11 protein-coding genes and 1 tRNA gene are annotated in these 12062 nt (G+C 67.1%); 11 read left to right on the top strand and 1 reads right to left on the bottom strand.

The genetic code is table 11. From position 1 onward, the window contains the following. Nucleotide 1 precedes the first annotated feature (1 nt). From IE191_RS03850 to IE191_RS03840, 3 genes are all read left to right on the top strand, one after another. On the top strand, nucleotides 2–820 hold the full coding sequence (locus IE191_RS03850; RefSeq protein ID WP_191323051.1) for an inositol monophosphatase family protein: 819 nt from the start codon (nucleotides 2–4) through the stop codon (nucleotides 818–820). Nucleotides 821–1034: 214 nt separating this feature from the next. Beyond that, a tRNA-Leu gene (locus IE191_RS03845) sits at nucleotides 1035–1118 on the top strand. Between the two features lie 43 nt (nucleotides 1119–1161). Then, nucleotides 1162–2952 (top strand): chloride channel protein, encoded by a 1791-nt coding sequence (locus tag IE191_RS03840; protein WP_191323050.1) that lies wholly within the window; start codon nucleotides 1162–1164, stop codon nucleotides 2950–2952. Here IE191_RS03840 and IE191_RS03835 read toward each other — a convergent pair. Then, the gene (locus IE191_RS03835) at nucleotides 2942–3727 is read right to left on the bottom strand and encodes a LytTR family DNA-binding domain-containing protein (RefSeq protein WP_191323049.1); all 786 of its coding nucleotides are present in this window, start codon (nucleotides 3725–3727) and stop codon (nucleotides 2942–2944) included. The two genes, IE191_RS03840 and IE191_RS03835, sit on opposite strands and share 11 nt — an antisense overlap. Nucleotides 3728–3852: 125 nt before the next feature. Here IE191_RS03835 and IE191_RS03830 point away from each other — a divergent pair, with 125 nt between their 5' ends. From IE191_RS03830 to proS, 8 genes are all read left to right on the top strand, one after another. Beyond that, a complete protein-coding gene (locus tag IE191_RS03830) occupies nucleotides 3853–4377 on the top strand; it encodes a hypothetical protein (RefSeq protein ID WP_191323048.1) in 525 nt (174 codons plus the stop codon). A gap of 59 nt (nucleotides 4378–4436) precedes the next feature. After that, complete coding sequence (gene radA, locus IE191_RS03825; protein ID WP_191323047.1) at nucleotides 4437–5804, top strand: DNA repair protein RadA; 1368 nt, start codon at nucleotides 4437–4439, stop codon at nucleotides 5802–5804. A gap of 10 nt (nucleotides 5805–5814) precedes the next feature. Further along, the gene (locus IE191_RS03820) at nucleotides 5815–6408 is read left to right on the top strand and encodes a CvpA family protein (protein WP_191323046.1); all 594 of its coding nucleotides are present in this window, start codon (nucleotides 5815–5817) and stop codon (nucleotides 6406–6408) included. A gap of 1 nt (nucleotide 6409) precedes the next feature. Then, nucleotides 6410–6841, top strand: coding sequence for an iron-sulfur cluster assembly scaffold protein (locus IE191_RS03815; protein ID WP_191323045.1), 432 nt, complete (start codon nucleotides 6410–6412; stop codon nucleotides 6839–6841). Nucleotides 6842–6881: 40 nt separating this feature from the next. Next, nucleotides 6882–8489 carry an MFS transporter gene (locus IE191_RS03810; RefSeq protein WP_191323044.1) on the top strand — a complete coding sequence of 536 codons (1608 nt, stop codon included), beginning with the start codon at nucleotides 6882–6884 and terminating at the stop codon, nucleotides 8487–8489. A 32-nt stretch (nucleotides 8490–8521) separates the two neighbouring features. After that, nucleotides 8522–9598 carry an alanine racemase gene (locus IE191_RS03805; RefSeq protein ID WP_191323043.1) on the top strand — a complete coding sequence of 359 codons (1077 nt, stop codon included), beginning with the start codon at nucleotides 8522–8524 and terminating at the stop codon, nucleotides 9596–9598. A gap of 72 nt (nucleotides 9599–9670) precedes the next feature. Next, a complete protein-coding gene (gene phaR, locus IE191_RS03800; protein WP_191323042.1) occupies nucleotides 9671–10237 on the top strand; it encodes a polyhydroxyalkanoate synthesis repressor PhaR in 567 nt (188 codons plus the stop codon). A 160-nt stretch (nucleotides 10238–10397) separates the two neighbouring features. Then, complete coding sequence (proS, locus tag IE191_RS03795; RefSeq protein ID WP_191323041.1) at nucleotides 10398–11945, top strand: proline--tRNA ligase; 1548 nt, start codon at nucleotides 10398–10400, stop codon at nucleotides 11943–11945. Nucleotides 11946–12062 lie beyond the last annotated feature (117 nt).

Raw genomic sequence — 12062 nt, 5'->3', positions numbered from 1 at the left:
CATGGCGATTTCCGGTCTTGTCCGGGTGATGGAGCGTGCCGCCCGCAAGGCCGGCACGCGCCTGCGCCGCGATTTCGGCGAAGTCGAACATCTCCAGGTCAGCCGCAAGGGCCCGGCCGACTTCGTGTCCAAGGCCGATCGCGCGGCCGAGCAGACGATCTACGAAGAACTGCGCGCCGCGCGCCCCGATTGGGGCCTGCTGATGGAAGAAGGCGGCGTGGTGGAAGGCGATCCCACCAAGCCGCGCTGGATCGTCGACCCGCTCGATGGCACCACCAACTTCCTTCACGGCATCCCGCACTTCGCGATCTCGATCGCGGTGCAGGAGCCGGCGCTCGATGGTTCGGGTTGGGGCGATGTCATCGCCGGGCTGGTCTACCAGCCGATGACCGACGAAAGCTTCTGGGCCGAAAAGAGCCGTGGCGCCTGGTTGCAGGATCGCCGCCTGCGCGTTTCGGCACGTCGCAATCTCGATGATTCGGTCATTGCCACCGGCATCCCGTTCCTGGGCTATGGCGACATGGGCGAATGGACGCGGATCTATCACGAAATCGGCATGCGTGTGGCCGGCATCCGCCGCTTCGGCGCTGCCTCGCTCGATCTCGCTTGGGTTGCCGCCGGTCGCTATGACGGCTTCTGGGAAAGCAACCTCAAGCCCTGGGACACGGCCGCCGGCTGCCTCCTGGTGCGCGAGGCCGGTGGCTTCGTCTCCGACTATCGCGGCCGCTCGCAGGCGATCTGCGACGAAACCGTGCTCGCTGCCAACGACGCGCTGCATTCCAAGCTGCACAAGCTGGTGGCAACTGCGATCAAGGGTTGAGCGCTGTCCTGGGAAAATGCCCCAAGGGCATTTTCCTGGCGGCACCGGCCCTCTCCCCCACCCGACCTCCCAACGATAGTACCCTATGGGAGGTCGGGTGGGGGAGAGGGCCGGTGCCGCGCAAATCCGCAATCTGCGGATTTGCCGTCAAAACGGCTCCTGCCGGCTTGAACCTTTTTGCCGGTGCGGTTAAAGCGCCCCGGCAAGCTACAGTGCCCCTGTGGTGGAATGGTAGACGCGACCGACTCAAAATCGGTTGTCGAAAGACGTGCCCGTTCGAGTCGGGCCAGGGGCACCATTTTCCGGCCAGATCCGTGCCGGTGTCGATTGCGGGTTGAGCGATGCCCCACTCCGGTCTTTCCTCCCCGCGCCGCCGCTTCTCTCACGTCTTCGGTACTTTCCTGATCAAGGCCGTGGTGCGCCTGCGCCGCTTGCTGCGCGAGCGGGAGGCCGCGTTCATCGCGCTGGCCGCGCTCGCTGGCGCTCTGGCCGGGCTGTCCACCAATCTCCTCGGCTTTCTGGCCCATGCCATGCAGCAGGTGTTCTATGGCCTGGAAGGCAACCGGCTGAGCGCCTTGGCGGAAATCCGCCATCCCTGGCGCCTGATCGCCCTGCCGCTGGGCGGGCTGGCCCTGGCGCTGTGGGCGCGCTGGCTGCGCCGCCGCAACCGCCCGCTGATCGACGTGGTGGAGGCCAATGCCCTGCACGGCGGGCGCATTCCGCCAGCCGACAACCTGATCATTGCCGGGCAGACCGTCATTTCCAACGGCGTTGGCGCCTCGGTCGGGCTGGAGGCTGCCTATGCCCAGATGGGTGGCGGCATGGCCTCGATCCTGGGGCAGGCGATGAAGTTGCGCCGCAACGATCTGCGCACGCTGGTGGGGGCAGGGGCAGGGGCGGCCGTGGGCGCGGCCTTCAACGCGCCGTTGGCCGGGGCATTCTATGCGTTCGAGATCGTCATAGGCTCGTTCGTGCCGGGCGCGGTGGCGCCGGTCATGGCGGCGGCGCTGGCGGCGGCGGGCATGTCGCGCCTGATGGGCAGCGAACCCTGGCTGATCGCCACCACGGCGGTGGGGCGCAGCCTGCACTTCGAGCATTACCTCGCCTATGGCGTGCTGGGCCTGGTCGCGGCGGTTGTCGGCATCCTGGTGATGCGCCTGGTCACCGGCGCCGAACTCGCGCTGGCGCGGTTCAAGGGGCTGTCGCGCTGGCGGCCGATCCTGGGCGGGTGTCTGCTGATCCCGCTGGCGCTGGTCACGCCGCAGTCGCTTTCGGCCGGCCATGGCGCGCTGCATCTCAATCTCGCATTGCGGCCGGGGCTCGATTTCCTCGGCATCGTGCTGCTGGCCAAGATCGCGGCTTGCGTCGTTGCCTTGTCCAGCGGCTTTCGCGGCGGGCTGTTCTTTGCCTCGCTTTTCCTCGGCTCGGTGGTGGGGCAGGCCTTTTCGATCATCGCCGGGCAACTCGTGCCCGGCCTGGAACTCGATGCCACCGATGCGGCGCTGGTCGGCATGGCCGCGCTCAGCGTGTCGATCGTCGGCGGGCCGATGACGCTGGCCATGCTGATGCTGGAAATCACCCATGATTTCGCGCTGATGGGCGTGGTGCTCACCGCCTCGCTGGTGTCGGGCACGCTCACCCGCGAAGTGTTCGGCTATTCGTTCTCCACCTGGCGCCTGCACGTGCGCGGCAGCAATATTCGCGGGCCGCGCGACATCGGCTGGATGCTCAACCTGTCCGCCGGGCGGATCATGCGGCGCGACTGGGTGTCGATGCCCGAAGACCTGACGATCGCCGAATTCCGCGCGCGCATGCCGCTCGGTTCGGCCAGCAAGGCCATCCTGGTGGACGAAGCCGGGCATTATCGCGGCATCATGGCGACGGCGGCGGCCTATCGCCCCGATCTTGCCCCCGACATGCGCCTTCACGCGCTCGCTGGCCTGACCAACGTGACGCTCAGCCCTGCGTCAGACATCAAGGCCGTCCTCGCGCTGTTCGACGAACACGCCGCCGACGAAATCGCCGTGGTCGATGGCGTGGGCACGGTGCAGGGGGTGATCACCGAGCGCCACGCGCGCCGCCGCTATCTGGAAGAAGTGGAAGCCGCACAGCGCTCCACGTTCAGCGAGTAGCGGCGCGATCGGCCAGCGCGCCGCGCACATGGCTCAGGCGGCTGCGGCTGATCGGCAGGCGCTGCCCGTCATCGAGCACCAGCAGCGGCCGCCGCTGCTCCACCACCACCGCCGCCATCGCCCCGTGCGCCACCCAGTGGGATCGGTGGATCTGCATGCCCGGCACTCCGGCCAGTTCGTCCAATGCGTCGGCCAGGCGCAGCAGGATCAGCGTGGCACCCGCGCGCGTCTGCACCTCCACATAGTGGTCGCAGGCGCTCACCCGAACCAGGTCGGCGCCGAGATCGGGTGGCAGGCGTCGCAGCAACGCCGGGGCTGGAGGTTCCGTTTGCGGTGTCGCTGACGGTTCCGCTCGCCCTGCCGGGCGGGCGCGATCGGCGCGGAACAGGCCGACGACCACGGCAATCGCGCTGACCATGATGGCATCGCGGGCCAGCGGCCAGCCGGCAAAGGCCCAGCTTGGCCAGTGGCCTGCTGTCACGGCGGCACCGCCCGCCATGGTGCCATGAACCAGCGGTGCGGCGGCCAGCCCTGCCAGCGCCAGACGCAACAGCACCGGCACGCGCGGCGGCAGGGCGCGGGCCAGAACCACGATGACCAGGGTGGCCACTGTCGCACCCGCCAGATTGCGCACCAGGTGCAGGGCAAAGCCCAGGGCCATGGACAGGCCTGTCTGCCCCGATCGGTCGAACAGGCTGCCGATCAGGGTGATCAGGCCGATCAGCGCCAGGAACGGCGGCGCGGCCACGATCCGGCACCCATGGCGAAGCGCCAATTGTGCATCATGCCAATTCACGAAAACTCCAACGCATTTGCCGAATCTCCGGCTGGCCCGGCCGCTAGCGCACCGATAGTCGATCAAGCCCTGCATTCATGCTGCAAAACGGAGCTGCAAGTCCAATGTCGCACAGCGCCCTGGCGATCGTTTCGCATACCCCGGTCTATGTCTGGTTCCTGCTCGCGGTCGTGCTGTTGCGCGCCTGGCAGGCCACCCGTCCGCGCACGGTCGGGCTTGCCGGCCCGATCATCCTGCCCGCTGTCGTCGTGGTGCTCGGCGTGGTGGGCCTGGTGACGACCCATGCGTCCACGCTGGAAACCGCGATCTGGCTCGGGGCGCTGATGCTGGGCGGTCTGGCTGGCCGTCCGCTCGGCCATCATCTGCTGCTGCGGGTGGAGGGTGGCCCGCCGCTGCGGCTTCATCTGCGCGGCAGTTGGCTGGTCTTCGCGCTGATCCTCGTCATTTTCGCGCTGCGCTATGGCATGGCCGTGTTCGATGCGGTTGCCCCCGCAACGTCCCATCTGCCTATGCTGCGCCTGGGGGAAGTGGCCATCCGGGGGACGCTGTCGGGCGTCCTGATCGGACGCGGCTTGGGCGTCTTGCTGGCGGCGCGGGCGCTGCGTGTGCGTCTGGCGACTGCGCCATGATGCCATACTGGCGGCAAACCCGGCTTGCGTTCTTGCTCTGTTCGCGTTAGCGCGTCGCCATGGCCAAGCCCAAACGTCGCTATGTCTGCCAGGCCTGTGGCAGCGTCTCCTCGCGTTGGCAGGGGCAGTGCCCCGATTGCGCGGAATGGAACACTCTGGTGGAAGAGGCGCCGCAGACGGTGTTTTCCGCCAAGCATGACTTGTCCAGCGGTGGCCGCGCGGTGCAGTTCGTCTCGCTCGATACGCCGGTGGCCCTGCCGCAGCGGCGCAAGACGGGCCTGGCCGAATTCGATCGCGCTCTGGGCGGCGGCCTGGTGCCTGGCTCGGCCATCCTGATGGGCGGCGATCCCGGCATCGGCAAGTCCACCCTGCTGTTGCAGACCGCCGCGAGCATTGCCAACGCGGGTGGCCTGGTCGTCTACATCAGCGGGGAAGAAGCGTCTGACCAGATCCGCCTGCGCGCCGATCGGCTGGGGCTGGGCAAGGCGCCGATCCGGCTTGCCTCCACCACTTCGGTGCGCGACATCCTCACCACGCTGGGCAGCATGGACACGCCCGCCCTGCTGGTGATCGATTCGATCCAGACGATGCATTCCGACCAGATCGAGGGCGCGCCCGGCACGGTCAGCCAGGTGCGCGGCTGCGCGTTCGAGTTGATCCGCTATGCCAAGGAAAACGGCGTCGCGCTGGTGCTGGTCGGCCATGTCACCAAGGATGGCTCGATCGCCGGGCCGCGCGTGCTGGAGCACATGGTCGACGTGGTGATGAGCTTCGAGGGGGAGCGCAGCCACCAGTATCGCATTCTGCGCGCGATCAAGAACCGCTTTGGCGCGGTCGATGAAATCGGCGTGTTCGCCATGGCCGGCGCGGGGCTAGAGGAAGTGGGCAATCCCTCGCTGCTGTTCCTTTCCGGCCGGGAAGAACCAGTGCCGGGCAGCGCGGTGTTTCCCGCCCTCGAAGGCACCCGGCCGGTGCTGGTGGAAATCCAGGCGCTCACCGTGCGGCTGGCCAGCGGCGCGACGCCGCGCCGCGCCGTAGTCGGCTGGGATTCCGGGCGGCTCGCCATGTTGCTCGCCGTGCTCGAATCGCGCTGTGGCCTCAGCTTTTCCTCGGCCGAAGTCTATTTGAACGTCGCGGGCGGCTATCGCCTGACCGACCCGGCGGCCGATCTGGCCGTGGCCGCCGCGCTGGTTTCCGCGCTGGCGGATCGCCCGCTTGCCTCGGGCACGGCGTGGTTCGGTGAGGTTTCGCTGGCTGGCGAAGTGCGCCCGGTGGCCCATGCCGGGGTGCGCCTGCGCGAGGCGGCCAAGCTGGGCTTCCGCCAGGTCCACGGCCCCGATGGCGCGGCAGAAAAGGTGGACGGCTTGCGCTTTTCCCCGATCCGGCTGCTCCCAAATCTCGTTGACCGGGTGATGAGCGGCGCCTAATCGGCAGGGTATGACCGGCTTCGATTATGTTGTCTTTCTGGTCGTCGCGGTCGGCGCGATCGGCGGTTTCTTTCGCGGTTTCGTGGAAGAAGTGCTCTCGCTTGCAGCCTGGTGCATCGTGCTCATTGCGGTGCACTATGGTCTGGAGCCCCTGACCGAGGCGCTCAAGCCCCACCTCAAGACCGACACCGGTGCGGGCGTCCTCGCCTATGCGCTGCTCATGGTCGTGCCTTGGGGCATCATGCGGTTGCTTGCGCGCAAGCTGGGCGCGGCCAGCCGCGATTCGATGCTCGGGCCGATCGATCGCCTGCTCGGCTTCGGCTTTGGTGCGGTCAAGGGCGCCATCCTGATGGTCCTGGGCTTTTCGCTGCTGGTCTTTGCCTATGACGTGGTGTGGGGCGTAAAGGGCCGGCCGGAATGGATCACCGCCGCGCGCACCTATCCGTTCCTCAACGCCGCCAGCGAGGAACTCGTCTCGATGATCGCGGAACGGCGCGAGGAAGCGGCCAAGGCGGCGGATGAGGATGCCGATGCTCCCGCGCCCGAGGCCACGACGGCGCACAAGAAAGCCGCCCATCACCGCAAGCGCGCCACGGCCGACTGAGATGAGCGCGACCGTGCTCTACACGCCCGAAGTGCTCGCCGCCGCCATGTCCCTGGCGCAGCACCCTTGGGACGAGAGCCTGCCTCGCGTCGGCTCAGCCCGCTCGCGCGCCTGTGGCAGCACTCTGGACATTGGCCTGTCGCTCGATGCTGAAGGACGCATCGTGCGCCTTGGCCTGCGGCCCCATGCCTGCGCCGTTGGTCAGGCCGCAGCGCAGGTCTTTGCGGAGGCCGCGATCGGTCGCACCTTGCCTGATCTGCAAACCGCGCGCGCCGCTCTCGGCGCCTGGCTGGCGGGCGAGGGGGGTGAACCCGATTGGCCCGGCATCGCCTTGCTGCGCCGGGCGCGGGACTATCCCGGCCGCCATGGCGCCATCCTCTTGGCATGGGATGCTGCGCTGGCCGCGCTGGCGGAGCCGGCCAAGGCAGGCTAAGCCTGTCCCGACAAGACAAGGCCGGGGGAATTTGCACGCCATGAACACCACCCACGCGGAGCCGACCGCGGCAGACATTCGGCTGGTGATCGCCGCCAGTTCGGCCGGCACGGTGTTCGAATGGTACGATTTCTTCATCTACGGCACGCTGGGGTCGATCCTTTCCAAGGCGTTCTTCCCCACCGGCAATGCCACGCTGGAACTACTGCTGTTCTGGCTGGTCTTTGCGGTCGGCTTCGGCTTTCGCCCGCTTGGCGCGGTGCTGTTCGGGTTCCTGGGTGACCGGCTCGGGCGCAAATATACCTTCCTTGCCACGGTTGCGCTGATGGGTGTGGCGACGGCGGGGGTTGGCCTGGTCCCTTCGGCCGCCAATATCGGCTACGCCGCGCCGGCCATCGTCATCCTGCTGCGCGTGGCGCAGGGGCTGGCGCTGGGTGGGGAATATGGCGGCGCGGCGGTCTATGTGGCCGAACACTGCGCGCCGCAGCGGCGCGGGTTCTTCACCAGCTTCATCCAGGCCGGCGTGGTCGGCGGCTTCGTGCTCAGCCTGATCGTGGTGCTCACCTGCAAGGCGCTGCTGGGGCCAGACCTGTGGGCGGCCTGGGGCTGGCGCGTGCCGTTCATCCTCAGCCTGGCGCTGCTGGCGATTTCGCTGTGGATGCGGCTCAAGTTGTCGGAAAGCCCGGTGTTCCAGGCGATGAAGGCGGAAAACGAGCTGGCCGGCAATCCGTTCATGGAAAGCCTGACCGCGCCGGGCAACAAGAAGCGGCTGCTCGTCGCGCTGTTCGGCATTGCCGCCGGGCTCACCGTGATCTGGTACACGGCGATGTTCAGCAGCCTGACGTTCCTGAAAACCGCGATGCGCATGAACGAGACGGCGGCCGAGATCATCGTCGGCATTGCCGCGCTGTTCGGCGTCGGCACTTTCCTGCTGTTCGGCCATGTCTCCGACAAGGTGGGCCGCAAGGCGCCGATCGTGTGGGGCTATGTCGCCACGCTGGTGCTGCTGTTCCCGCTCTATTGGGGCATCGGCGCGCTGGCCAATCCGCATCTGGCGCGCCAGGCGCGCGAGCTGCCGGTGGTGGTCGCCGGCCCCGATTGCCGCTTCGATGCTTTCGCGGCGGATCAGTCCAGCCCTTGTGCCAAGCTGTTGTCCGATCTCACCGCCACTGGCGTCTCCTATCGCCTGGAAAGCGCGCCGGTGCTCACGCTCCACGCCGGTGCAGCGCGCCTGCCGCTCGATGCCTATCCCTGGGCGGACAAGAAGGCGCGCGGCAAGGCGCTGGAAGGGCTGCTGGCCAAGGCCGGCTATGACCTGGCCCGCGTCACGCCCACGCCGGGCCGCGCCGTGCTGGTCGTGCTCGTGCTCGTCGGCCTGATGGCCTTGTCGGGCGCGACCTATGGCCCGGTTGCGGCCACGCTGTGCGAAATGTTCCCGCCGCGCATCCGCTATTCCTCGCTGTCCATCCCCTATCACATCGGCACCGGCTATTTCGGCGGCTTCCTGCCGTTTCTTTCCACACTCATCATCGCCAAGACGGGCGATCCCTATGCCGGGCTGTGGTACACCTGGGTTGTCGTGCTGGTGGCGCTGGTGGTTTCCGCCTGGGGCCTCAAGGGCGGCTTGCCGCACGATGAAGCGGGCTGACCCGGCCCCATCCAACCGGAATTGATCGAACCTTGTCTGCGCTTTCCCCCGTTCCCCTGCCTCCCGCCGCGCTGCGGCTTGCTTTCGATGCCACGGCCCTGGCGGCCAACTGGCAGGCGCTCGATCGGTTGAGCGGCGCGGCCCGCGCGGGCGCGGCGGTGAAGGCCGATGCCTATGGCCTGGGGGCGGCGCGGGTCGTGCCGATCCTGGCGCAAGCGGGCTGTCGCGACTGGTTCGTCGCGCACTGGTGTGAAGTGCCGGACCTGCTGCCCCATGTGCCACCGGCGTCGATCCACGTGCTGCACGGGCCGATGAACGCGGCCGATGTCGCCTATGCCCGCGCCACCGGCGTCAGCCCCGTGCTCAATTCGCTCGCCCAAGTGCAGCGCTGGCGCGAAGCGGGCGGCGGCTTGTGTGATCTGATGGTCGATACCGGCATCAACCGCCTTGGCCTACCGCTCGCCGATCTCGGTGACCCGGCGCTCGCGGGGCTGGATATCGATTGCTGTATCTCGCACCTCGCCAGCGCGGACGAAGACGTTGCGCAAAATGCGCAGCAACTGGAGCGTTTCAACGCCGTGCGCGCGCAAGTGCCGGCGCGGCGCTACAGCCTGGCCAACAGCGCCGGCATCGCGCTCGGCGCGCCGTGGCATGCCGATCTCACGCGGCCGGGCATCGCGCTTTATGGCGGCATTGTGCGCAGCGAACTGGCCGGCGTGATCGCGCCCGTCGCGCGGCCCCAGGCGGCCGTGATCCAGCGTCGCCAGCTCAGCGCGGGAGACCGCGTGGGCTATAACGCCACCTTCGTGGCCGACCGTCCGATCGCGGCGGCCGTGGTGGCGGTCGGCTATGCCGACGGATACTTGCGCACATGGTCTGGCCGGGGCGAATTTATGTGGCAGGGCAGGGCCTTGCCCGTGCTCGGCCGGGTCTCGATGGATATGACCATAGTGGATGCAACAAGTGCACCCGATCTGGCGGAAGGCGATTGGCTGGATCTGGCCTACAACCTGCCGGAAGCCGCGAAAATCAGTGGCTTGTCCCAATATGAGCTGCTGACGCTGCTGGGGCGTCGTTTTTTGCGCGAAAAGCCGCGTCCCGCATCTTGATTAAGTCATATTGCGCCGCACATACTGCATCTGCTAATCCTCTGTGACATTCCCAGTGGGGGTCCGATAAAAATGGCAAATCAGGCTAAGGACGGCGATACCGTCATCATCAAGAAGTACGCCAACCGCCGTCTCTACAACACGCGGACGTCCAGCTACATCACGCTCGACCACCTCGCCCAGATGGTGAAGGAAAACGTCGAGTTCAAAGTGATCGACGCCAAGAGCGGCGCAGACCTGACCCATTCGATCCTCACCCAGATCATCATGGAAGAGGAAGCCGCCGGCGAGCAGATGCTGCCGACCAACTTCCTGCGCCAGTTGATCGCGATGTACGGCAATTCGATGCAGGCCCTGCTGCCTGGCTATCTGGAAGCCTCGATGGAGCATTTCCGCGAGAACCAGAACAAGCTGCGCAAGGCGATCGAGGACTCGATCGGCGCCAATCCGCTCGCCCAGATTGCCCAGCGCAACATGGAAATGTTCAAGGCCGCAGCCGCCGCATTCGTGCCTGGCGCCACGGCCGCCGGCGGCGCGCCGCGCGAAGACGACAAGCCGGCCAGCGGCGACAGCGAGCTTTCGGAACTGCGCAAGCAGATGGCCGAAATGCAGAAGAAGCTGGAACAGCTCGGCAAATAAGCGCAGGCGGCACCGGCCCTCTCCCCCACCCGGCCTCCCAACGATAGTACCCTATGGGAGGTCGGGTGGGGGAGAGGGCCGGTGCCGTTAGATCGCTTTTTGCCAAACTGCGCGCATTGGGGCGTTGCCCCGATCCGCGGCACCGGCTAACCGGCAGGGCATGAACCAGCCCAAGATCAAGCACGCGCTGCCGGTCAAGCGCGACGAAGACTTCGCCCAATGGTATCAGGCGGTGATCGCCGAGGCCGAGCTTGCCGAGGAATCCGGCGTGCGCGGCTGCATGGTGATCAAGCCGTGGGGTTACGGCATCTGGGAACGCATCCAGAAGCTGATGGACGCGCGCATCAAGGAAGCGGGCGTCGAGAACTGCTATTTTCCGCTGTTCATCCCGCTGTCGTATTTCGCCAAGGAAGCCGACCATGTGGAAGGCTTTGCCAAGGAAATGGCGGTCGTCACCCACCATCGCCTGGTGTCCGATCCCAAGGGCGGGCTGATGCCCGATCCCGAAGCGAAGCTGGAAGAGCCGCTGGTCGTGCGCCCCACGTCGGAAACCGTCATCGGCGCGGCCATGGCGCGCTGGGTGCAATCGTGGCGTGATCTGCCGCTCTTGACCAACCAGTGGGCCAACGTCGTGCGCTGGGAAATGCGCACCCGCATGTTCCTGCGCACCAGTGAATTCCTCTGGCAGGAAGGCCACACCGCCCATGCCGACGAGGCGGACGCGATGGAGGAAACCCTGCGCGCGCTCGAAATGTACCGCAGCTTCGCGCAGGACGTGCTGGCCCTGCCGGTGATCGCCGGGCCGAAGCCGGAAAACGAGCGCTTCCCTGGCGCCGTCGCGACCTATTCGATCGAAGCGATGATGCAGGATGGCAAGGCGCTCCAGGCCGGCACCTCGCATTATCTGGGCACCACGTTCTCGCAGGCCGCCGGCATCCGCTATCAGGACAAGGATGGCCAGCAGACGCTGTGCCACACCACGTCGTGGGGCGTGTCGACCCGCCTGATCGGCGGCGTGATCATGACGCACGGCGATGATGATGGCCTGCGCACCCCGCCGCAGGTGGCGCCGCACCAGATCGTGATCCTGCCCATGCTGCGCGACAACGAGGGCGATGAAGCGCTGCTCGCCTATTGCGAAGACCTGCGCAAGGCGCTCGCCAAGCTCAGCGTGTTCGACGAAAAGGTGCGCGTGCTGCTCGACAAGCGCCCCGGCAAGGCCACTGCCAAGCGCTGGGCCTGGGTCAAGAAGGGCGTGCCGCTGATCCTCGAAATCGGCGGGCGCGACGCAGAAAACGGCCAGGTTTCGGCCGTGCGCCGTGATCGCCTGTGGCGCGAGGATGGCAAGGTCAACTTCGTCGGCCAGGCCAAGGACGATTTCGTCGCCAACGCCGTGGCCGAACTGGAATCGATCCAGGCTGCTCTCTTTGCCGAAGCTGCCGCCCGCCGCGACGCGCAGATCGAACGCGGCGTGACCGATCTCGATGGCCTCGCCGCCTATTTTGCCGAGGATCGCAAGTTCCCCGGCTGGGTCGAACTGGGCTGGTCGCGCCCCACCGGCGCCGCGCTCGACAAGGTGGTGGAGCAGTTGAAAGCGCTCAAGCTCACCATCCGCAACACGCCGCTCGACGCGCCCGTGCCCAGCGGCACCTGCCCGTTCACCGGCGAGCCGGCGGTGGAAACGATCCTGATCGCGCGGGCTTACTGAGTCTCAGCCAACACGCCCTCCCCAAACCCCTCCCGCAAGCGGGAGGGGCTTAATCAAAAACGCCCTCCCTTCTGCGGGAGGACGCCACCCAAACTCCCCTCCCGCTTGCGGGAGGGG

Origin of the sequence: Novosphingobium pokkalii (genome assembly GCF_014652855.1) — a bacterium.
Classification (GTDB): domain Bacteria; phylum Pseudomonadota; class Alphaproteobacteria; order Sphingomonadales; family Sphingomonadaceae; genus Novosphingobium; species Novosphingobium pokkalii.
This window is presented reverse-complemented; position numbering and strand designations above follow the sequence as displayed.